This window comes from Paenibacillus ottowii (genome assembly GCF_006874425.1).
Lineage (GTDB): Bacteria > Bacillota > Bacilli > Paenibacillales > Paenibacillaceae > Paenibacillus > Paenibacillus ottowii.
Genome location: NZ_VIJZ01000020.1, coordinates 1 through 23,056 on the forward strand (window position 1 = coordinate 1; position 23,056 = coordinate 23,056).

At 43.1% G+C, this 23,056-nt stretch carries 22 protein-coding genes and 1 tRNA gene; 7 read left to right on the forward strand and 16 right to left on the reverse strand.

Annotated features, from left to right (window positions below):
* From FKV70_RS25245 to FKV70_RS25285, 9 genes are all read right to left on the reverse strand, one after another.
* A partial coding sequence (locus tag FKV70_RS25245) for a non-ribosomal peptide synthetase (protein ID WP_142614914.1) occupies positions 1-7,574 on the reverse strand: 7,574 nt, incomplete at its 3' end.
* Between the two features lie 231 nt (positions 7,575-7,805).
* Positions 7,806-8,555, reverse strand: a complete 750-nt coding sequence (locus FKV70_RS25250) for a polyketide synthase (protein WP_063210231.1) — start codon at positions 8,553-8,555, stop codon at positions 7,806-7,808.
* Positions 8,556-8,601: 46 nt separating this feature from the next.
* Positions 8,602-9,363: an enoyl-CoA hydratase/isomerase gene (locus FKV70_RS25255; protein WP_142614915.1), complete on the reverse strand. Its 762-nt coding sequence runs from the start codon at positions 9,361-9,363 to the stop codon at positions 8,602-8,604.
* Positions 9,360-10,622, reverse strand: coding sequence for a hydroxymethylglutaryl-CoA synthase family protein (locus tag FKV70_RS25260; protein ID WP_064796094.1), 1,263 nt, complete (start codon positions 10,620-10,622; stop codon positions 9,360-9,362). Before FKV70_RS25260 ends, FKV70_RS25255 begins: the two co-directional genes overlap by 4 nt.
* A gap of 15 nt (positions 10,623-10,637) precedes the next feature.
* On the reverse strand, positions 10,638-11,885 hold the full coding sequence (locus tag FKV70_RS25265; RefSeq protein ID WP_063210225.1) for a beta-ketoacyl synthase N-terminal-like domain-containing protein: 1,248 nt from the start codon (positions 11,883-11,885) through the stop codon (positions 10,638-10,640).
* Positions 11,863-12,102, reverse strand: a complete 240-nt coding sequence (locus tag FKV70_RS25270) for an acyl carrier protein (protein ID WP_063210223.1) — start codon at positions 12,100-12,102, stop codon at positions 11,863-11,865. Before FKV70_RS25270 ends, FKV70_RS25265 begins: the two co-directional genes overlap by 23 nt.
* A 25-nt stretch (positions 12,103-12,127) precedes the next feature.
* Positions 12,128-12,889 (reverse strand): 4'-phosphopantetheinyl transferase family protein, encoded by a 762-nt coding sequence (locus FKV70_RS25275; protein ID WP_142614916.1) that lies wholly within the window; start codon positions 12,887-12,889, stop codon positions 12,128-12,130.
* Between the two features lie 135 nt (positions 12,890-13,024).
* Complete coding sequence (gene loaP, locus FKV70_RS25280; RefSeq protein WP_063210219.1) at positions 13,025-13,546, reverse strand: antiterminator LoaP; 522 nt, start codon at positions 13,544-13,546, stop codon at positions 13,025-13,027.
* A gap of 320 nt (positions 13,547-13,866) precedes the next feature.
* Positions 13,867-14,502 carry an MBL fold metallo-hydrolase gene (locus FKV70_RS25285; RefSeq protein ID WP_064796102.1) on the reverse strand — a complete coding sequence of 212 codons (636 nt, stop codon included), beginning with the start codon at positions 14,500-14,502 and terminating at the stop codon, positions 13,867-13,869.
* Positions 14,503-14,973: 471 nt separating this feature from the next.
* On the opposite strand from FKV70_RS25285, the gene cysK reads away from it, so the two are divergent.
* Together cysK and FKV70_RS25295 are read left to right on the forward strand one after the other, a co-directional pair.
* The gene (gene cysK / locus FKV70_RS25290) at positions 14,974-15,915 is read left to right on the forward strand and encodes a cysteine synthase A (RefSeq protein ID WP_142614917.1); all 942 of its coding nucleotides are present in this window, start codon (positions 14,974-14,976) and stop codon (positions 15,913-15,915) included.
* A gap of 851 nt (positions 15,916-16,766) precedes the next feature.
* Positions 16,767-17,087: a hypothetical protein gene (locus FKV70_RS25295; protein WP_063210214.1), complete on the forward strand. Its 321-nt coding sequence runs from the start codon at positions 16,767-16,769 to the stop codon at positions 17,085-17,087.
* 213 nt (positions 17,088-17,300) lie between these two features.
* On the opposite strand, the gene FKV70_RS26820 is transcribed toward FKV70_RS25295, so the two are convergent.
* Both FKV70_RS26820 and FKV70_RS25305 read right to left on the reverse strand, forming a co-directional pair.
* Positions 17,301-17,375, reverse strand: a complete 75-nt coding sequence (locus FKV70_RS26820) for a YjcZ family sporulation protein (protein WP_231116782.1) — start codon at positions 17,373-17,375, stop codon at positions 17,301-17,303.
* A gap of 529 nt (positions 17,376-17,904) precedes the next feature.
* Positions 17,905-18,303, reverse strand: a complete 399-nt coding sequence (locus FKV70_RS25305; RefSeq protein WP_064796091.1) for a YmaF family protein — start codon at positions 18,301-18,303, stop codon at positions 17,905-17,907.
* A gap of 52 nt (positions 18,304-18,355) precedes the next feature.
* Between FKV70_RS25305 and FKV70_RS26305 the strand changes: the two genes are divergently transcribed.
* Complete coding sequence (locus tag FKV70_RS26305; protein ID WP_208738445.1) at positions 18,356-18,508, forward strand: hypothetical protein; 153 nt, start codon at positions 18,356-18,358, stop codon at positions 18,506-18,508.
* A gap of 796 nt (positions 18,509-19,304) precedes the next feature.
* Here the strand turns inward: FKV70_RS26305 and FKV70_RS25320 are convergent.
* Positions 19,305-19,390 (reverse strand) — tRNA-Leu (locus tag FKV70_RS25320).
* A gap of 244 nt (positions 19,391-19,634) precedes the next feature.
* Between FKV70_RS25320 and FKV70_RS25325 the strand changes: the two genes are divergently transcribed.
* Together FKV70_RS25325 and FKV70_RS25330 are read left to right on the forward strand one after the other, a co-directional pair.
* Complete coding sequence (locus FKV70_RS25325; protein ID WP_013371953.1) at positions 19,635-19,793, forward strand: hypothetical protein; 159 nt, start codon at positions 19,635-19,637, stop codon at positions 19,791-19,793.
* A 125-nt stretch (positions 19,794-19,918) separates the two neighbouring features.
* Complete coding sequence (locus tag FKV70_RS25330; RefSeq protein WP_142614918.1) at positions 19,919-20,110, forward strand: hypothetical protein; 192 nt, start codon at positions 19,919-19,921, stop codon at positions 20,108-20,110.
* Between the two features lie 32 nt (positions 20,111-20,142).
* Here the strand turns inward: FKV70_RS25330 and FKV70_RS26230 are convergent, their stop codons facing one another.
* The 3 genes from FKV70_RS26230 to FKV70_RS25340 all read right to left on the reverse strand — a co-directional run bounded on the left by FKV70_RS26230 (position 20,143) and on the right by FKV70_RS25340 (position 20,944).
* The gene (locus tag FKV70_RS26230; protein WP_167669754.1) at positions 20,143-20,295 is read right to left on the reverse strand and encodes a hypothetical protein; all 153 of its coding nucleotides are present in this window, start codon (positions 20,293-20,295) and stop codon (positions 20,143-20,145) included.
* Positions 20,296-20,395: 100 nt separating this feature from the next.
* Positions 20,396-20,722: a YnfA family protein gene (locus FKV70_RS25335; protein WP_142614919.1), complete on the reverse strand. Its 327-nt coding sequence runs from the start codon at positions 20,720-20,722 to the stop codon at positions 20,396-20,398.
* A gap of 39 nt (positions 20,723-20,761) precedes the next feature.
* On the reverse strand, positions 20,762-20,944 hold the full coding sequence (locus tag FKV70_RS25340; RefSeq protein ID WP_142614920.1) for a hypothetical protein: 183 nt from the start codon (positions 20,942-20,944) through the stop codon (positions 20,762-20,764).
* A 358-nt stretch (positions 20,945-21,302) separates the two neighbouring features.
* Between FKV70_RS25340 and FKV70_RS25345 the strand changes: the two genes are divergently transcribed.
* On the forward strand, positions 21,303-21,581 hold the full coding sequence (locus FKV70_RS25345; RefSeq protein WP_064796087.1) for a hypothetical protein: 279 nt from the start codon (positions 21,303-21,305) through the stop codon (positions 21,579-21,581).
* A gap of 30 nt (positions 21,582-21,611) precedes the next feature.
* Positions 21,612-22,643 carry a glycosyl hydrolase gene (locus tag FKV70_RS25350; RefSeq protein ID WP_142614921.1) on the forward strand — a complete coding sequence of 344 codons (1,032 nt, stop codon included), beginning with the start codon at positions 21,612-21,614 and terminating at the stop codon, positions 22,641-22,643.
* Between the two features lie 67 nt (positions 22,644-22,710).
* Here FKV70_RS25350 and FKV70_RS25355 read toward each other — a convergent pair whose 3' ends face one another.
* Complete coding sequence (locus FKV70_RS25355) at positions 22,711-22,926, reverse strand: hypothetical protein (RefSeq protein ID WP_063210201.1); 216 nt, start codon at positions 22,924-22,926, stop codon at positions 22,711-22,713.
* Positions 22,927-23,056 lie beyond the last annotated feature (130 nt).

The window sequence follows — 23,056 nt, forward strand, 5'->3', positions numbered from 1 at the left end:
ACTTCGATCAATTGGCCGATGAGTTTTGGATTTTCCAGCCTAGCGGTCTTCAGCAGACCCGAAAGTCCTGAGAAAAGCTGCCCTTCTCCAGCCGCCGCCACGACAAGCTGGACCAGCACCCTTCCGGCAGGCTTGTCTTTGAGTAGGCCTTGGATGCTCTCAAAGGCGTGCACTGCATAGGCCTGAAACCGCTCATCCACCCGGCTTTTCCCGGATGTGAAGGCCAAGACCTGTGCTGCTCCGTTCACTCGTGCTTCGAGCCGTTCAGATAAAGCTTCGTCCGGCTCACACAGCAAAATGATACGGCGGTCATAGACAGGTGCTTCGACCTTCAGCGGCACGTCCTGCTCCTTCCAAACTGGCTCCAGCAGCAGGGTATGGCTAGCTGCAGCCACAGGGGCTTCCGCTGCTGCTCTGACCTTGGCTGCTCCAGCCTCCACCTCAGGAGCCCAGCAGCGTTGCTGAGCAAAAGGATACGTAGGCAAACTGATTCTTTTCGGCCGCACATCGTAATATAGTAATTTCCAATCGATATAGAAGCCTTTGGCCCATAGCTCTGCCAACTTGTTCATCTCACGATTTAAGATCCATTTGCTCACTAATTCCTTGAACACTTCTTCCTGCTCAAACCATTGCACTGGATCTTGCTGATTATGTTCTGCCCGCCAGCAATTCTCGATATGTTCTTGTCCATTCGCGAACGATTCCAGTTTTTGCACCAGTTCGCTCGTATTCTTGACGATAAACGCTACCCGACATTTCATTGCCATTCGTCCTGTTTGAAGCGTAAAAGATACATCCGACAAATCTACTTCTTGAGAAGCTGTCAAGAAAGCCGAGAGGTCCCCAGCATATGCCTTAAGGCGCTGATCATTTTTGGCAGACAAAGGAATAAGATAGTCAGCAGCATCGTTCATCAAACTGGATTTAGAGCCTTCCGGTTTCTCATGGGCTATAAATTGTTCGAAAATGGCATGAGCATTCGTTCCCCCTATGCCAAAGGAGCTTAACGCCGCCCGATGGGGAGCCGAAGCATGTTCCCATTTCCGCAGTTTATCAACGACATAAAAAGGCGATTCAGACAAATGGATATCGGTATTGGGTTTATCGTAATTAAGCGTAGGAGGAATCTCATTATGGTATAAGCTTAAAGCGACTTTAATGCACCCCGCCAAACCTGCTGCAGTGTCCAAATGTCCGATATTGGTTTTGACCGATCCAATACCACAAAATTGTTTTTTGTCCGTGTACTGCCTGAATGTATCATTCAGGGCAGCAAATTCAACCGGATCGCCCAATTTGGTTCCGGTTCCGTGTGTCTCAATATAACTGATCGTTTCAGGATGAATTCCAGTTGATTCGATCGTCTTCTGAATAACTTCAGACTGACCCTTAACACTTGGAGCATAAAACCCCAGTTTGTCAGTCCCATCGTTATTCACGCTAACCCCTCGTAAAATCGTATAAATATGGTCACCGTCTCTAACGGCATCCAGCGTTTTTTTCAGCAGAACAACTCCAACCCCTTCTCCGCCAATCATTCCGTCTGCCGAATCATCAAAAGCTCTAATATGACCATCACTAGAAAAGTTCAAGCCAGGCTGATATACATAGCCTAAGCTGTTGAAAGGAAAGATTGTTGACGCTCCAACTAACGCGTATTTTGATTCACCAGATAGCAGGCTCTGCGAAGCTAGACGCAGTCCGACTAACGAGGAAGAACAGTTCGAGTGCACAAATAGACTGGGACCCTTAAATCCCAATTTATGAGAGATCATAGTAGGAATGGTCCCGCCCTGTGCCAAAATCCAGGTTACATATTCATCGGCATTTCTCAGGACATTAGGCGACTGCGATGCCAAATTAGGAATAAATGCTTGATAAAAGCTACTGCTCGCCGACATATACACACTGGTTTCAGGAATTTCTTTAGAAACATAACCAGCATCTTCAACAGCCTTCCATGCATGCTGTAGCAGCAATTTCATCTGAGGGTCCATAAATTCAGCATTTTTTTGGGACAAGTTAAAAAACTCAGGGTCGAAATACTCTTTCCCCTCAATCGTACATTGTCCAGACACATAGTTGGGATGCTCGATAATCTCTCTCTCCAACCCTAATTGAGCTAGTTCCTCTTCGGAAAAGTAGCGGACACTTTCCACCCCTGCCCTCAGATTGCTCCAAAACTCAACGTGGTTTTTTGCACCCGGGAAATGGGATGAAATTCCTATGATTGCAATGCTATCCTCATAATAATCAGGGTAGGCTGGTTTATGTTCATCTTCCTTCGAGTCTATTCTCTGTGAAATGGTGTTTTCAGCGGTATCTGTTTGTTCTGCTGCAAAAGCTGGGGCTTCGCCATTTACTTTCGTAATATAGGCACTAAGCTCCTTAATCGTTGGATACTTGAACAGGGCTGTCACCGAAATATCGCATTCCAGCTTGTCCTTGATCTTGCTAACCATCTCTGCGGCTGTAAAAGAATTTCCACCCACGTCGAAAAAGGCATCATCTGTACTTAGATGATCGACATCCAAAAGCTTTTTCCATATTGTTAAAACTTGATGTTCAACATCTGATTGCGGCAAATGGATTTTTCTTGTTGCTGTAGCGAGTTCGACCCTGCGGCTCCTTAATTCCTTCCGGTCTATTTTTCCATTCGGGGTCAATGGAAGCTTGTCCAGTTCGATAAAGAATGCTGGAATCATATAATAAGGCAAGAGTGTTTTTAAATATTTTCGCACTTCATTTGGGTCAAGTGAGGAATTCCCGAACTCGGAGTCGTTCCGCAAATAGTAGGCAACAAGTTGCTTATCCCCTCCTTGTTCCTTGACAACCACGACACATTCATCAATTCCTGGATATGTTCTGACCTGACCTTCAACTTCACTCAGCTCAATCCGAAACCCGCGAATTTTCACTTGATAATCCATCCGACCCAAATACTCAATAGAGCCGTCAGAAAGCCACTTGCATAAATCTCCAGTTCTATAGAGCTTAGTTCCGGGCTTGAATGGATTGTCAATAAACTTTTCATCCGTAAGCACCGGCAGATTTAAATAACCTCTGGCCAAGCCACTACCCGAAATGAAAAGCTCACCCGGAAACCCAGCAGGCACAAGTCTAAGATGCTGATCCAAAATATAAATCTGGGTGTTAGCAATAGGCTTACCGATCGAAGTCGGCTTGTCGGCAGTAATCGGCTGAATTGTAGACCAAATCGTCGTCTCAGTCGGACCGAACATATTCCATGCCTCACCGTTGTTATGCACAAAATAAGATTTCAATGTTTCCGAAAGTGCTTCTCCGCCACAGAGGATTTTCATATTTTCTTCATTCTTCCAGCCAGCTTGAAACAGCATCGTCCAAGTCACAGGAGTAGCCTGCATCATTGTCGGTTTTATTGTTTGAATCTCCTGCTTGAGTCTTTCAACATCCTTGGCTTTTTCAGAACTGCAAACATAACATTGAGCGCCTTTAATCAAGGGCAGATATAATTCAAGTCCCGCGATATCAAAGCAATACGTTGTCACAGCAAGCAGTTTATCCTGCTCTGTTATGCCTGGCTTTTCTCCCATGGAAAGAAGAAAGTTGGTCAACGCTTTGTGCGGGATCATGACACCTTTAGGTTTCCCTGTACTTCCAGAGGTATATATCACATATGCCAAATGGCTAAGCTGTACTTGCCGTTTGAGTGTCTTTCTTCCCTTTACACTACTTTCCAGTTGATCCCAATCGTTATCAAGAACAATGCAGTTCACATGACTCCCTGCCAGCCGAGACACTGTTTCCAATAATTCCGATTGCGTAATGACAAGGGATGCATTGGAATCCTGAAGCATATACTCCAATCGATCCTCCGGATAGTCCGGATCAAGCGGCACATAGGCTCCTCCTGCCAGAAGGATTCCCAACAGCCCAATGACCATCTCTAAAGACCGTTCCATGAAAATTCCTACCAGCGTATCAGGAATCACGCCCTGATTTTGTAAATGTAGGGCGAGCAAAGTGCTCTTTTCTTTTAATTCCCGATAGGTAAGAGATTGCTCTTCATACACGACTGCAATAGCGTCAGGCGTTTTCCTTGCCTGTTTTATGAATAATTCAGGGAAGCATTTATCTGGATAACTTATTTCAGTCGCATTCCAGTCATAAAGGATGCTGTTCTTTTCCTCTTGCAATAGTAATGAGCAATCCTGCAGGGCCCCTGCAGGATTACTCATTAGTGCTTCCGCTAATCCGATGTAACGCTCAGCCATCTGTACGATGGTTGCTTCATCGAACAAACCGGAACGATATTTGATATTTAATGTCATCTCTTCTTCCTGCTCCAATAGCTCCAATACCAGTTCATATTCACCTTCCTGGTGAATTTCCTCTACCAACTCAACGGTAAAGCTATCGCGATACGGCACACAAAGCTGCTGCAAGCTTGAAGTTTGCAGAAAGTTTTGGTAGGAAAAAACTGTTTGGAAAACTGGCGAACTCGCCAGCAGACGCGGCACATTTAATGCTCGAACCATAGCCGGAAAAGGATAAGAAGCATGATCCATCCCATTGACTACGGTGATTTGCAATTTTTTCATAAAATCCTGGAATGTCTCTGTTTCCGACACTTGGCTGCGTATTGGAAGCATGTTAACAAAATATCCGATTAATTGGTCAAAACGCTCCTCTGGTCGTACCATAACTGGCAGGCCAACAATAATATCTTTCTGTCTCGAATACTGGTTAAGCAATATCACATACATACCTAACAAAACGGTAGACAAGCTCATATATTGTGTGCGGGCAAAAGATTTTACCCGATTGACCCAATCGACCGGAAGCCGCTTGGTGTATGTTTGTCCTTCCATGCTCGGACTCAGCAAACCTGAGCGGTTATATGGAAGCTCTAGGGTCGGTAAAGTATCCGACAGCTGTTGCTTCCAATAGGAAAAATACTTCTCCCCTTCTACACTCGCCAGCATCGTTTGTTCCCATTCCACAAAGTCGTTATAGCTCGCGGCAGGTGGTAAAATGACGGGTCTCTTTCCTTGTACCGAGTCTTTATATGCATCTAAAAAGCTTTGAATAAAAAAGACGAAAGAACTACCATCAAAAATAATATGATGGATGACCACAAGTATAAAATGTTCTTGTTCGGACCTGGACATCAGATAAACACGCATCAAAGGGTCCTGTTCCAACGCGAATGGCTGCTTTGCCTTGCTCCGAATAAAGGGAATGATTTCATCCGTTTTCAAGCTTGAAATATCCTCAACCTGTAAATTGAACGGCTGAGCAGACTCCAGCTTTTGATAAGGAGTCCCGTTTACCTCTTCAATCACACTTTTTAGAATAGGATATTGTTCTAAGACGGTGTGGAAAGCATGTTTAATGTTCTCGATCTCGACTTTCGTATTAAACCGGAGACATACTGGTATATTGTAAGCATTCATTTCAGGAGACATTTTATGTAATAACCACAGCCCTTTTTGAACTTCAGAAAGTGGATTCCATTGCAAACCGTGCCGGATTGTCTCGGTCTCGGCCTGTACAACCGGTTTATCTTTTTCAATCTTTTTGGCTAAATAAGCCGATAGTAGTTGGATTGTCGGGTATTCTAGAATTTCTCTTGCATTAACCTCAATTGAGTAAGATTTTTCAATGCCTCGTATGAGCTTCATGACAAGTATGGAATCGATGCCGTAGCCGTGAATATTTTTATTCAAATCCATTGCCTCGGGCTCCAAATTCAGTTCTCGATGCAAAAATTGCACCATATATTCCTGAATCTTCAGCTGTATCAACGAAACAGCGTCTACAGTAGCATCCGTTGCTCCAATACCCGAATGCGCTGTTGAGAGGGTACTCCGATATTGATAAAGCGCCCTAAGCTCTTGTTTGATGTAAGCATTACAGCAAACCTTTCTTTGGATTTTCCCGCTCCCCGTTTTGGGAATACTCCCTTTTGGCAGCAAATATATATCATAGATCTCAAGTTGATGCGTCCCAGATACAGCGTTCAGCATGTTTTCGACCAGTCGTTTATATTCCTGCTCATGAAGAGGTGCTTCAATCTCCTGTACGACGATTACTTTTTCCTGACCATTGATTTCGGTGGAAAATACAGCGATAGATAAGGTCAGCTCCGGTATATTCTTTTGGATGGTCCATTCAATATCGACAGCATGATGATTTTTGCCGCGAATGATAATGACTTCTTTCTCTCTGCCGATGACATAGATATGATTGTCCGCAATAAAACCAAGGTCTCCTGTACGGAAAAAACCACCTTCATGTGTAGTAGAAAGTACCGCCTCAAAAGTACTGTCCGTTTCTTCCTTCCTGTTTAAATAGCCCTCTGCCGTCCGATCAGATTTAATCCAAATTTCTCCAATTTCCTCTGGTAGACATTGCATATGACTTTCAGGATGAACAATCCGTATTTCTGTCGGAGCTTCGATCTCCCCGCAGCTAACAACGGACTTCGAAGGGTTCTTCTCATCAGTGTATTGGACTCTTCTTTGCTCCAAGCTAGCTATATCCAAATTAAGAAATCTTATCGACTGACCCGGTTTTACACTGGTAACAGGACACAACTCGGATAAGCCGAGAAGAGGACAAAATATATTTTCTTTAAGCCCTAATACCCGGAAGTTATGGACGAATTTTTCGTAACTCTCCTTCCGAATGGGTTCACCTGCACATATAATAGCTTCGAGATGGTGTAGGGAATATTCCTGTAGTGAAGCTACGTCCAAGGTGGAGCAGCAGTAATCGAATGCAAAGTTTGGCGCAGCCGTATGGGTAGCCTGATACTTGTCAATCATCTGAATCCAGTGCTCCGGATTTTTAGCAAAGCTTTCTGGCGGGAGAATAATGCTTGAGGCGCCATTCAATAGCGGTACCAAGATATTATTTTGCAATCCAAAAGCATGGAATTGCGGCATCCAGGAAACGATACGGCTATTTTGGTCAATTCTCCATTGCTCAGCCTTAACCTGATTCATCAAACATCTATGGCTGAGAATTACACCTTTAGGCAGAGATGTAGAGCCTGATGTGTACAGCAAAAGGGCCATATCTTCAGGTGCTGGCAATCTCATCTTTATATCTATGTGGGCAGCGCTCTTTTGAAGAATCTCATCAATATTTAGGATACGAAACGTTCTATACTCCGGTTGTGTTTGAAGATAAGCTTTGAAGGCAGTATCTGTTATGATACATACAGCCCCGGAATCCGTTTGAATAGGCTTTATTTTCTCAAGCATTTTTTCATCTGGCTCTGCTGCTGTAATGGGTGTAGGGATGGCTACGATGTTTGCATAAAAACATGCCAGCATGCTGCTGATATATCCCAGACCCTGAGAAAATACAAGGAGCGCTCTTTCCTGCGCAGCCAGTTCTTTCATTAGAATGTTGCTCAAAGTTTGCACTTGCAGCAAAAGCGTGGTCCCCGTAAGAACGTGAGGACGCTCTCCTTCATTCTCAAAAGTAAACAACTCTGTTTCAGGAAATTGCCGGCAAGTTTCCATAAAAGAAACGATCGGGATATTAAAGTCTGATCTTTGATCATGTTTACGTGTCATTCATCCACCAACTCCTCAAACCACAAAATTTAAATACAGCATGAGCTAAGTGCTTATCACGATGTCTATTTTGAGCTGCTGTTTCACGCTTGAAACGTTGCCTAACGAAAGTAGCAAAGAAAAACGAGTGATGAGAAAGGCTATGCGCCCCTTTCACACTCGTTTCCAGATCCCCATGAAAAACCGTAAAAGCGCCAACAAATATAAATAAATAAGGATGTGAAAAAATTATTATTTTCCAAACAGGTTGATGATTCGTTCTTTAACCTCGGCTTGATGAAAGGTCTTCTCATGCATAATCAGCTCTTGTTCTACGATTTTGGGGAGCTTGTCCCGGAGTGGAGCAACTAGATGATCCTTTAATGTGATTAATGAAAATCTGGGTTTCTCGGCCAGCTGTCTAGCAAGATCCAATCCATAGCTCCTCACTTCTTTGCGAGGCAGAACTGGAAACGGCACTCCCCGCTTCTCCAGTTCTGCGCCTCGGTAATTCCCCCCATTTAACAATAATTCTTCTCCCAGGCTGAACCCTAGTTTTTGAGGAATAATGAACGTCGCGCCCATTCCTGGTGTGAATCCATATCTCATAAAATTAGTCGTGTACATACTTTCCTTACTCAGGATTACGAAATCAGAAAATAGCCCCATGACAAAGCCCCCACCAACCGCATGGCCCTGCATGGCAGCTATCACTGGAACTTTGCAGTTCAATGCCAGAGAGTAAATATTTTCATCAGTAAACTTCGATGTTCCTTCATGTATAGCCAATAGTCCTTCTTGCGTCCCACCAGTGGCAAAGTAGTTGTCATACCCTGTTAGAATTACGACTTTGCAGGTCGAGTCATTCTGGATCGTATGGAACGCTTCTCTAAGTCCATGCGTCATTTCAAGTGTAAAGGTATTTTTATGAACTCTATCTTGCATTGTTACTTGAATAATCCCTCGCTCGATCTCAAGTAACTCAACCACAGATTGTGACATGATGATCTACTTCCCCCTAAGCATCCCGTCTTGTGGCAAACGCCCATCAGTCCATCCACGGAAATTGACCTGTTTCGACATATCGGAAAATGCCCTTCAGATTTTGAGCGTCTGAAAACACCTCCTGATTGGACGCCAGCGCCAGTGATTTATACTGACGCAAATCGCTAAGTTTGTCCATAAAGCGTTTGTAGCGTAAAATACCCGTTTTGGACAATCGTCTGAGGCGTAATAAATGCTTGCGCAGCACCGTATCACTCTGGGCATCATATGCATCGACTAACCCCCATGTAAGAGCCTGCTCAACCCTAATCGGCTGTGTCATTAATGTCAAATAATTCGCTTTTTGGAATCCAACTCTGCGTACTAAAAAGGGAAGAACACAAGCAGGTAAAAGCCCAAATAACAATTCCGACAGACTGAACTGTGCTGTCTGATCTGCTATCACAATATCGCTGGCAGCAATAAATCCAATGCCGCCAGCGTTTGCCTTTCCTCGCACATGAGAAATCGTGATATAGGGACCTGTCGCCAGTTTTAACCACAGATCATATAGAGGTTCTGGATTCTGTACATGCTCATGTTCATTTGCCATTTTTTCGTACATTCCTTGAAAATCCGCTCCAAGACAGAACACCTCCGGTAGACCTTCCAAAACAACGATCGTAACCGACTCCTCACACAGTGCAAGCACATACATGCATTCCTCAATAAGGGTATTATTTATTGTGTTATTTGCCTCTGGTCGGTAAAACCGTAAGTAACAAATCGATTCTTGAAACCGAACCTGAATCGTTTGATAATTCATGATTCCCACCGATATTTGCGGTGAAATTCATAGATTTCCTCCAGATATAATCGTTGTCTCCCTTTCCCGGAATCGATCACTCCAGGAACCAATTGAAAATCAAGTTTGGTATTGCGGGTTCCAAAACGTACAGCGCCACTGCCTTTCAGCAAGGATTCATATTCATCCATGGATAATTGGTAGCGGTCATCCAAATTACGTTCGATCTCAAAACGACGTAGATATTCCTGGCTTTGCGGCATGACCACCCCGCTATAAAATTCCGAGCAGCAGCCTGATCCATAGGAAAAGCAGCCAATCCGCTTCGGAGAATCAAATGTCCCCTTATCAATCGTACCTGCCAAGGACAGATACAAGGTCGCTCCCATAATATTGCCGACTCGTTGACAATACTCCAATCCGGGCTTTACACGTTGTATATAATCTGCCTCAATCTCATTTGGTTTGGCCTGAGTCATCCGTCGCATCATTGTTCGATGTGCTCCTTTTACCATTCCACCAAATGGGGTATGGAAGGAAAGATACTGGAAGGTATCTTTATAGTCCACTCCTTGTACCCGTTTCTGATATTCCAAAAACGCTTGCTCGCAGCAGTCCAGATAGGACATTAAAGACAAGTCTGCATCTCCGGCCTCGCTATCTGGTATCGGCCGACAAGTATCCATTACCTCATAGCCATAATATCCATTAGCACCCGCATCGACTTGGAATATATGAGGGTTTTCACTAATGAGCATGGCCACAGCTCCTGCCCCTCCGCTTGGTTCGGCGTAAGACCAATCCTCACTCAAAACATCCCCGCCTTCAGCAGCAATAAATCGTGAGATATCACTGGCAATAACAAGTGCTTTGGCGCCTGGCGAGACCTGGGATAAAATAAAATTCACCGCCATTTGGAATCCGGCGGTACCTGAATAGCAGGCTTGCTTGAGTTCAAATAGCCTACAATTTCGGTTGAGTCCCAAATAGTGGTGAATGTATGTACTGATTGATTTTCCAAAATCAATCCCTGATTCTGTACAGGTTATAAGCATTTCGATACGGTTTTTTTCCGCTTCAGAGAGAGCGTCTACCAACGGTTTTGCCGCATTGACTCCGAAGGTAACCGGATCTTCATAGGGCAGGGCAACTGCCTTTTCTTTCATTAATAAATTTTCAAATCTCGCAGGGTCCAACTGCCTGTGCTGTGCTAATTGCATGACATCCAGATAGGCTGAGCCCCCAAACACGTTCATCGCCTCAATTCCTACCAATACCATAATGCTCCCCCTTTCTTAAATACCCGACTCATATTTTTGCATACAAATGGCCGTATTGATTCCGCCAAACCCCATGCTCAGATTTATCGTATTGTGAATAACTGCTGGAATAGGCTCATTTTTCACCCAGTTGCAATTCACTCCGATAGGCCCCTCCAAATTACGCGTAGGATGAAGTCTCGACTCCTTCATCTGTAAAAGAGTAGCAATAATTTCAACCGTCCCGGCTGCACTCAGGCCATGGCCGATAATGGATTTGGTTGCGTTGATATAAGCGTGTGATAGATTACAATCCTGTATTGCTTTTATTTCGATCTCATCGCCAACTACTGAGCCTGTCCCATGAGGATTAATATAATCAATTTTTTCCGGCGACAGCTTTGCCTTCTCCAAGGCCCTTTTAATCACTCGAACCTCGCCTTCATAAGAGGGATTGGGGTTGCGGTTCCGATCCATCCCCATGTCCCAGCCTGTAAGCTTTGCATAGGACTTCCCCTGACGCTTCATTGCAAAATCCGAGCGCTCTATGACGATAACTCCGCAGGATTCCCCATATATGAACCCGTCGCGCATCTGGTCAAAGGGGCGACATGCCATAGCTGGTTCATCAGCATATCGGTCGCTTCCCATCGCTCCCAAGGACCGCAGTGCCTGGCATTCCAAATACGAAATATCCATCAACGCCCCCATCGCAATACACACATCGACCCGATTCGCTTGAATCGCCTCCATCGCTTGAATGATGGCGACTTGTCCACTCGCGGAAGCCCCTCCGATAGTATATGCTAACCCTTGGATGCCGAATTGCTCGGTACATAGTCCACACAAATCAGTATCCATAAAGGAAAGCCCATAGGTCGGAGGTACAAAGTACATTTTTTCACGATAAGTTTCATAGGTTTGGTATAATTCCCGTTGCTGAAAATTGGAGCCTCCAATCACCAGTCCAATCCGGCTTGGGTCGACGTGATCCAACTGAGCATCATCCCAGGCCTCTTGAAGGGTAACCATTGCCACCTGCCCCGATAATGATGCGGTTCGCAACAATCGTTTGGAAATGGCCTCCGGATAAGACAGAGAAGGCAGCTCCGCACCTATAAATGATGCTTCCCCTTTTCTGCCTGGACGTTGCATCACTCCAAATGCATGTTGCCCTTTGAACAGCGCCGAAGCAAAGGCAGTCTTCCCTTGGCCAATCGACGAAGTAACACCAACTCCCGTAATAACCAACTCAGGCTCTTTATAATTTGGCATAGAGCGCATCCGTCAATTCTCCTACATTTTTCACGCCAGATAACTCAACGCGAGGAATATTAAGAGATAGTGCTTCCATTGTTTTCATTACAATATCGGCTCGATCTACCGAATCTGCACCCAAATCCACCAAACGATCCTCATAATGGAACGGGTGATCCTTTAACTCCGGAAGCACCTCGCAAATACAACGTTTAACGATTTCAAATACTTCTTCTTTATGCATGTTTACCCTCCCAAAATTGAATTATTTACAGACATCTTTGATGAAAAAGCGGATTAAATGGCTCACATATTCGAGACATGTTCATACTCCATTCCGTCTTTCTCGGCGCTACAATAGTAAAGATGTAGTTACCCAACCGATACGACTGGGCAGCATATTGTGGGAAATGCGAAAATGTACTCCGGAAGCATCCACCTTGAAGTCTGATCTCGTTAATTTCAAGCACTTGCGATGATGCTGTAAAGCCAGTGCGCAATATTTTCGAAATCGCCTCCTTTACCGTCCAAGAAACCGTCACTAAAACGGAGTACTCCTCTATTCCTCGGACAGCTGCGATCCTTTCCCTTTCCTCCATCGTCAGTAGGCTTTCCATAGTCTTAATTCGACCGGGATTGATCTTCTCAATATCAATGCCCATAGGATGTGCTTCTGGAAAAACAACAGCGGTCCCAATATCATCACAGTGGGCAATGCTCACTTGGTAGCCGGGGGCAGCGGTAGCTCGAAGCAAGGGCTGGCCAAAAACACCTGTCTCCACGCTTATGTTGCGCAGGTTCGGCTCGCTTAACAGCACCGATGCTGCTTGTTTTGCACTTAGCCTGCCGAGCATAAAGTTGGCTTTTCGACGCTGGAATAGCAGGCTCTCGAAGTAGCTACACTCTTCTGGATGAAACATCTCCGAATCGAGAGAAGCGCCGGCATGGCAAACTGCATGCACAATACTGACAGCTGCCTTCATCACAGTCTCTTCCCGCTTCAACATGAGCTGTTCCGTATACAAGACCACGTGCATGTCCTCCTATAAGTAGACAGCTTCTTACCAAAATGGAATCAAACGCTCAAACCAAAAAAAACCTTCAATTCCCTTTAAGGGCTCTGAAAGCTTCCACTTGGAGAAGAATATCCCCAAAGATTGTTCTATTTAAACTTTACTGATAATTTCTAAAGCTACGTTCACTAGTCTGATATCACCCATAAATTCTAACTGAATAACTGCCTGTCTTTTATGTCTGTCTATCTTTTTTACTATGCTGCTTCTTCCTTTAAGCGGTCCATCTATGATACATATCTTGTCTCCTTCAATAATTCCAATTGAGGATTCTATACAATATCTATCATTGCATAAACTCTCTAAAACTTGTCTCTCGCAATTTCGCATGGAAGCTTCTAACTTCGAATATCTCAATAAACGAATGATATCACTGGAAGTGTAAATCATTGAATTTGTACTTGTTACGAACTGCAAGTCAGGTAAGTTCGACTCAATAAATACATAACTGGGGAACAAAGGTGCTAATTCTTTCTTGACTGTTCCTGCTACTTTAAATAGCCTCTCTTGGAGCGGTATAAATGGTTTGTAATCTTCAGAATCAAACCACTTATTAAATAGTTGTTTAACTCTTTCTTCCCTGCCCGTTCGTACAAAAAGTACGTACCAATTCACTTCGCTCATCTCCTAACAAAACATACTGCAACTCCTATTATGTCTGCTGCCAGTATATAACATAGCTTCGCCCTTTCACTTATCCTGCTTGATAAGCTACATTCTCTCACGCTATATCCCTCATTAGTGGTTAACGTGACCCGCCAGCGATTAACCGTAACAAGTTCCTTTATTTTTCATATAATCATATAACTGGAATAATATAATTCCATTATAATCCTCTGCTCAAACCGTGTCAATTGCCATTTTGGCAACAACGAAGTCTATCTTTTGGGGATGAAGAGCCTTTTCACCCTTTAAAACTCACCACTTTTACCCGCTCATTTGAAATTGAATAGACCTATTTGGTTGGGACGCATTCTGAAATTAACAAACGTCTCCATACTCGTAAATTGAAAATAAATATTTTCATCCATAAGGTGACTGAGTGGGAAACCAGGTGCTTTCCCATATGAATGAGCAGGATAAATTTGAACGGAGCTATCAACCTTTCGCTTTATTTTTTGAATGCTATTATATAAGTCTTTCGGATCGCCTCCATTCGGATCACAAAAGCCACATCCTTCAATAAAAACAGTATCTCCTGTAAATAAGTGATTTGATAAATGATAGCATACACTTCCCACCGTATGTCCTGGGGTCATAAGACTTATAATTTCCGTATCTCCAAGCTTGATAAGGTCCCTGTCTTTAATAGGATGTAAATTTTTACATCTAAAGTGGTAAAAATCGATTTCTTGTATGGACATGAATACGTGGGGGTTGTACTTTTCCAGAAGCGGATTTACCAGATTAACATGATCTAAATGTGAATGGGTTAATAGTATGGCTTTGAGATTACCATTCAACCGATGAAGATATGACTCTATTTTCAATAAATCCCATGACGGATCGACAATAGCAATGTCGCCTGTATTCTTATCCATTACAATATATACATAGTTAATGAAATTCATAGAACGGACTCTTAACTGTTCCATATGGTACGTCAGACTCATATCAGCTTCACTGAACCCACCTTCCCATGACCCACTCCAAATTTGTACGTAAAATTTACTGTTCAAATGCGGCTGAATTGATCTGCATCACTTATGCTGCAGTCTTTGCTAAGAGTTCCTGAATAACAAGCATTTTTGCCCTTTTCGGAATACTTCTTGCCTCTAAAGTCTTTTGTCGAAAGTTGCTGTATCAATGATTATAGCAACTTATGCAATAGAAAGGCCTCGGCCCTCTGTTACAAGATTTTGCTTTTATAGAGTTGTCTGAGCGCTATTTTCTGAATTTAAAAACAAATAAACACCATTAGACTGTCTCCATCTGTTCCTGCTCCGCATTATGAATTAACAGGACATGGTTATGCAGACAAATTCGTGATAATATCTATGTCACAGTAAGTAGATATGAATTAATTGTTTGGAGGGATAAGTTTGACTAAAATTCATCAGAAGTTGACAGAATTAATTGGAAATACCCCTTTGTTAGCACTGTTAAACTACAGCCAAATCCAAAATATTGAGGCACACGTAGTAGCAAAGTTGGAATATTTAAATCCGGCCGGGAGCGTTAAGGACCGAATTGGATATGCTATGATTAAAGACGCTGAGGAGAAAGGCTTAATCAATAAAGACTCCATTATTATCGAGCCGACAAGTGGCAATACTGGGATCGGACTTGCATTTGCAGCTGCGCCTCTTGGATATAAACTTATAATTACACTTCCTGAAACATTTAGTATCGAACGTCGCAAGCTTTTGTCTGCGTTTGGTGCTGAGCTTGTGTTAACTCCGGGATCCGAGGGGATGAGAGGCGCTATCAAGCGTGCTGAGCTCTTGGCTGCGGAAACACCGAACTCTTTCATACCACAGCAATTCAGCAATCCTGCCAATCCAGAAATTCATCGCAAAACTACAGCAGAGGAAATCTGGCAGGATACAGACGGCAGTGTAGATATTTTTATCGCGGGCGTAGGTACAGGTGGAACGATTTCGGGTGTTGGACAAGTATTGAAGGAACGAAAACCTTCTGTAAAAGTGATAGCCGTCGAACCGTTCGATTCACCCGTGCTGTCTGGCGGTACTCCAGGGCCACATCAACTACAAGGACTCGGTGCTGGTTTTATTCCAAATAACTTTAATGATGAATATGTGGATGAGGTTTTCAAAGTTAAAAACGAAGATGCGTATGAAACTGCACGCCTGCTTGCCAAAACAGAAGGATTGCTTGTTGGTATTTCTTCGGGGGCTGCGGTTTATGCAGCAACACAAATTGCGAAGCTTCCGGAAAACAGAGGCAAGACGATCGTCGTTATATTGCCTGATACAGGTGAGCGTTATTTGTCCACTCCGCTTTTCTCAGACGTAGAATTATAAAACGCCGAGGGCAGGAACCCCCCTGCCTCTTTTGTTATGTTTCCAGGCGCGACAAGCAAGAGCCATAGAACGAATTGATTCCTTTTTTCGCTAGCGAAGTAAACGTTATCTTGGCACAGCGCGATATCGTTGGAGCTCATCAGGCTTTTTCTGTAAAAGTGGCCTCCTCCATAGTAGTCTTGTACCAATCTGTAAGCCTCGTTCATTAACTTGATGCGGGTGTTATACATCGTTACCGTTACCCTTAAGTTCCCCTCCTCTATATGTAGCCTCTAAACTCCAGATCATTCGAGGTTTAATATCGTAAAATGCCTATTTTCAGATGAGGAAATGTAATGATCTTTTGGTCACCATCCCAGCCTTCTATGATTACAATATAGAGCGTACCCGTCTTCGCTCAGCAGAATCATTGTAGAGTATTCATATTAGCGTTCAATAACAGGCACCAAAGCATTCAACTTCTTAGTTACCTGGCGTTTCCGTTTTGCAGAAGTTTACGACAGCGCACGTGAAGCCAGGGGAAGATTATGGGGGCGATATTCCTGAGCCAGTAGGATAAGAGAAGAACAGCAGTACATTTAATGTGTATATTCCTAAATGCCTTCGTCATCCATTGCTAAAAGGGGCTACCTAAAATTATCCCTTGAACCAGCCTTGCCTTTACAAATTGAGCAAATGAGGGATTTACAATAAAATCGGCCCCCCGATTAACTCAGCCTAAACAGACGCATCGCAGTTTCAGCCAACCCCAATAGCGTTCATTCACCACATTGGTGCCAAGATACCAAAGGCTGCAGCACATTAGATACATTTAAACTTTCAGGAAATTATCCAAGTAGGAGGAAATAACCATGGCATTTGAAGGTTATGGAGAAGACAAACGAGAACAATGGTTTCACTGGCCGTTCCCCTTGTCGGTATCAATACTGTATGTGGATGCGGATGTAGATGAAGCAGAAACGAAATGGTACCTCATTGACGAACAAGAAAAACACCTGATCAGAATTAGGGATGAAAAGCAAATTGAACTGCTTCATCATTGCATGTATGGAGTCTTGTTAAATGACGAAAAGATCAACTGGATTATTGATAAAAATGGCGGTCGATTTACCTATCACGATAGTGTGCAAGATTTTATCAACTTCCAGAAAGAATACCTTGATACACTATAAGAGGCGTGAACAGTAAAAGCTCTACTGACCAATTAAGGTTAGCAGAGCTTTTCCATATAATATTTGCCCAAGCCCTTTCTCTGAAATCGCTCATCGATTAGAAACCGATCGAACCAGATACGTTTATTATAAAGGCACTCCTCAAAACAGAAAAACACCCTACCAGTTCGGCTAGTAGGGTGTTACACGTTTTTAGGAGCTGATATCAAAAAATTAAACCCACATTGCTCTAGTGATTATAACCAACAAAATAAAGAGCACTAAAATCGCTCCTGTAGAAGTCCACATACCACCAACCGGAGTTGGAGTTGTGTTGTCACATCCACACATAGCTTAAACCTTCTTTACTTGTTGTGCACCTTAATATATGTATCCATTCGTATTGTGGCAGGGCATTCAAGAAAGCAAAACGAAGGCTCACACCAGATAAACCAGCAGAGCCCCAAAGTTTTATTTAAGGATTAATGTTAAGATAATTACCAACAAAACAAACAGTGCCAGAATAACAGTTATCAACGTCCAAACTTTCCTGGCAGCCTTCCCGGAACCTCTTCCAATTTCCCTCACACGTTACGCCTCCTTATTTACTCATAGGTTATGCGAGGAATTGTTTAGGGAATGGATTTATGGGTAAACAAAAACACACCGGCAGCAAGTTAAGCTACATTGAAACTCCCGTCCAATTTCCTTTCCAAGTGTCAGCACCTTAAAACAAGAAAAGACGAGCCAGTTGAAGCTCGCCATTATTACTATTGATTTTAAATTGTTTGACCAAATACACTGTACTCATAAGAGTCGAATCTTCAGTAGTCTGTGGTTAATATCGACACTCTTTCTCATCTCCAGTATTTCCACTGTACCTATGGGCATGAGGAATGCTACCGTTTACTGTTGTATACCCTTCAAAATGATGGTAATGCCCACCGCATGCCAAGTGAATGGCTGGTCCTGTAGTTCCTCTAATTAAATGCGTATGTTGATCGTTAAATGATGTTTCTGCATAATAATTATGAACATGCGGAACACCACTTGGAGCTGGTTCTGTTACTCCAGCGTAATGGTGACAGTGTCCCACATCAAATGATGTGTTCCCTTTAAAAGGATGTACGTGAACATTAACTGGTCTACCGTCCCACGAACTAATAAAAAGCTTATGGGAATGGTTAGAATCAGAATCACCGGAATGAACAACAAAACCTGTTATTGGTATTTCCATCAATAGCCACCTCCTTTATCAACTGCCATATACTATGAAAGGGGTAGTGTAAGTGTTCAAAAGGTTATTTGAGTTGAATTGGTTTCCATATTCGGGTGGGTGGCAACAGACTGTCAGAGCGTATGTGTTCTCTCTGCTGTTCCCGGATGCAGCGTTTGAGAAATTTACAGGTTCAAAAACCGCAGATACTTCTCATACCAAATAGGTAATATTTTCCATTCAGGCTGAAAGCAGAGAAGAAGTAGATGCCTTTATTCACAAAGTAGAACTTGCCGGAGGAAACATGTTTGGCAAGGCGAGTGAAATTGACGGCTGGATGTACGGTGCAGGATTTGCTGACCTGGACGGTCACCGCTGGAACCTCCTGTACATGGATGAGAGCAAAATGCCGAAACGCTAATATGAAAACGCCGGTCACCTGCTTAAGTCACTGGCGTCCCCCTATAGTCTCATATCTGTAATCCAAGCCAAAATTGTTATTTTTTGTGTGGTTGATGCCATTTCATGCCCTAGCATGCCTTGGAACCTCTAAAGGCACTCCGTTATCAAGCAATTGGCATGCATATGTTCGGCGAAGACGATGGGGATAGACCTTTGCCTCGATAAGGCATTAATCTTCTATTGAGGGGCTGTACGTCAATTCAACTACTCCCCGATGTGGTAATCTTCCCCTCATTAACATTTCATTTTAATCATGACCGAACATACAGTCTATATTAAAAAAGATATCCACGTCGAAAATTAAAACAATATTTCATTGAATGCCACATATTTGTGGATTAGAGAGCTACTTTGCTTAAATAACTGCGTGGGTATGCCCATATGTATATGGAGAAACTAGCCGCGCATGTCAAAGCTATGTGAAAATCCACAAGTTTGTCCCCCATTCGTCCCCCAAAAGCGGAAAAGTCCTTGCTTCCTGTGATATGGGTGTGATGATCTCAATATCTAAAAAAGCAAAGAACCCTTGAATATAAAGGGTTCTTTGCTTTAAACTAGTATGCCGAGGACCGGGATCGAACCGGTACGGTAGTCACCTACCGCAGGATTTTAAGTCCTGTGCGTCTGCCAATTCCGCCACCCCGGCAAGCATTTAGGAACGCTATTTTACACTTACTTGTTCTTGTGTTACAAGTATCTGAGAAGCATGCTTATCGAAATGTTCTCGCTATGTAAATGTCGTTCAACCGGGCACCAACTTATAATACGACAATTTCATCTAATTGTAAAGTGTTTTTTCAAAAAAAAATAAATTTTCTTTTTGTATAACTTGTGCACATTTGATCTACACTAATAAACGTCTTTCCAAACCACCAGAAGGGGTGTTACGAATGCGTGAAGGTATGATTCCAACTGTTCTTGGGACGGTAGTATCGGCTTCAGGCGCTGTGTTGCTGAGCAGTAAGTACAAACTTGCAGCTACAGGCATTCTCGGTTTCGGATTGGCTCATGTTGTTCTGGGAGCGATTGATTTGATTGAGCATCGCTAGTTGTTTGGAAAGTACCGGGCGGGATTTATCCTTCCCGGTTTATTTTATAAGCGTTTAAGACGAAGCATAAGCGTTTATGTAAAGTGTAGAATCTGATCATGCCTAAGAAGGAGCGTGAATGTGCTATGAAAAAACATAACTCTGATAATAAGAGTCATACTGACGATCGAATCGAACATAAACAATCTCTGGATCAGCGTGAACCAGGATTTGATCGGCTTCCTGACACTAATGTCAATCCACCTGCAGCTACCGATATGATTGATGAAGCCGTAGACCGGGGAATAGACAAGTTGCGCAAAGATTTTACAAAATAAAGCATGAATTATAGGTCACAGGTTGTTAAGTATCACTTGAAGATAAGCATGATCCAACCAATAATTGAGATCCACAGCACAATGCTGATGAAGAGTCCGCACAAGAGACCAAAAGAAAAATTACCTTCGCTCTTCGGCATAGCACTGCCAATTTTCAATCTAAGCTTCATTTGATTCCAGTTCATAGAACCCCCTCCTTAAGTTCTATTTCGGAATATGAAGCTTATTTTTGTAGACCTATAGTCATGTTTTTATAAATAAAAAAGGGGTTTTTGTCCTATCATCTCATCCTGAGCGTGGCAATAGAATTACAATTACCCCTACTAGACAAATCAACCCACCAATAAAATCGTACAAGTCGGGTGTCTTTTTATCAATCCACCAGCCCCATGCAATGGAAAGAATAATAAAGACACCTCCATATGCTGCATATACACGTCCAAAGGAGGAGAAAACCTGAAAGGTAGCAATGACTCCATAGATCGCTAAAATCACGCCGCCGCAAAGTCCGACATACCATGTCTTGCCTTCACGAAGCCACTGCCAGATCAAATATCCACCTCCGATTTCAGCAATGCCTGCCAAAATAAAAAGTAAAGCTGCCTTTAACACCATTTCACATCCTAATTTTTTTGACTTTCAGTCATCTCATTAAAGCAATCGACCTATAATAATAATTAAGGCAATTAGGCCAACCAGAATAAGCAGATTACTGACCTGACGCCATAGGCTAGAAGCTCCCTCGGAGTGAAGCTTCCGCTGATTGGCATCAAAGTTTGCTTTGGTTCCCTCAGCATCTGCTGGGCTAGAAAATGGTCTGTGTTCTTCATTCATATGAAGGCCTCCTTTTTCAATCCAATGTAATCATACCAAACTTTTCCGTCAATTTCGCGTTGCATTTATGCTTATTCTTTACGGGAATTTCCAAACACAGGTTCATAGGTGTGAAATGTGCAAATCATATGTCGATATTTCACTGAATATAAAGTATGATGGCGAATCATGGTAGAGTGGGTATTTAGACGCCTTTCATTGCAGGACGGTAGTTATGGTATAATTTAGTCAACTTGTTCAAGATCATAACCATGAACACAACAGGTTACTCACCCTGTCATAAAAATGCATCTAAGAAAATCCACATCCGCGGTTACAACCTGCATATTCTGTTTGTAGACCCAGGAGGAGGATACGGATGTCCCCTATTTTTGTAGCTAGTTTAATGATAATGGGTATCTTTTTATTTCAGGCAGCCATCATTTTAGGCATCATACAGTGGGTTTCTAAACGTACCCGCCGTCCAGCACAAACCAAAATGTACCTTACAATGGGTTTGCTTGTTTCACTAGTTGGCTTTCTTGTATGGAACAACTGGATGTACTCGCAAGAACTTAATGGGTGGACCATGATTAGCCTGGTAGTGATCACGATTAGCGCCTACATACAACTTAGAAAACAAAAAGAAAAATCTTAACCCTATTACCAGCATCAAAGGAGGAGCGCCATGAAATCTCACTCAACACGTTTTTGGTTACAGAGGGTGCTACTGCTAATGCTTGTTTTACTCTTCAGTGTCTCTCAACAATCGTTCATTGTTGCCGACGCTGCACCGCCGATTAATGCTCATGCCTCTGCCAAAGCCAGGCAATTACTTGCTTACCTAACCAATGTACCAGATGGTATGCTAATCTCCGGACAGCATGATTACTTAGAGGCTCCGGATGAACAAAATAACAAACTGCAGCAAATCAGCGGACAATATGCAGGACTTCACGGCTATGAGTTTGGAGGGCTGGCTAATCAGTCCCGTACTGCCCTACGAGAGCAACGTCAGCGTGTTGTGAATAGTGCTATCCAATGGAGCCAGGACGGCGGAATCGTAGCTATCACCTTTCATCAGGCGTTGCCGGGCAAACCAAAAACATGGAAATACGTACAAGCCAAAATTACTCAGGATGAATTTAATCGTTACATTACGCCGGGAACTCCGCAATATAAACAGCTCATCGCCGATTTGGACGAGGTGGCGCTGTCCCTTAAAACTTTACGGGACGCAGATGTGCCCGTTTTATGGAGACCCTATCATGAGATGAACGGCAACTGGTTTTGGTGGGGGAACAAACAAAATTACGCTAAGCTGTGGAATCTGATGTATGATCGATTCGTACATGTCCATCATTTAGATAACCTGTTGTGGGTCTGGAGCCCCAATGCTCCAAACGCATATAGCACTCCCTATAATCTGTCCTTTCCAGGCATTAACCGGGTAGATGTGCTTGCAGCCGATATCTATAATAATGATTACAAATCCTACTACTACACTGATTTATTAAAGCTTGCACAGGGCAAGCCTATGGGAATTGGAGAAAGTGATATTCTGCCAAGTGCGAAGGTGCTACAGAAGCAGCCAGCCTGGGCCTATGCCATGACATGGGGAAAGGAACTGTCGACAACCAATTCACAGGCAACCATCAGACATTTTATGAATCAAAATAATATAATTACACGAGATCATCTCCATGAGTCTCTGCGTTAAAAAAAGCTTGCACTTTGCTACTAGAGCGGAGTGCAAGCTTTTTTTCATACCTAGCCAAATAAGCTTTCTAACTATTTCTGATTACCTCTTCAAGATCTAGATCGGCATACGCCTCTTCACCAAGATGTACGGATACAATGGTGTAGATCCGCTTGGTTAATCTGGACATCAGCCGATCACCTAGTGCTACGGAATATTCTTCCCGAAAATCCCCAATCTTGTGAAAACCGCTGGACATATGGATGTACAAGTTGCCTCTACGTGTTTTACCATGTACCAACATCAAATCTCCTCCTACGTGACCAACCTAATTTCCCTGTTACTTCTATATCGGTCAGAACAAGATAGGATATAAGTCCCTGGTATCCTTCTTTCGTTTCAGTGGGGAGTGCACGTAAACGAAACGGACCTGT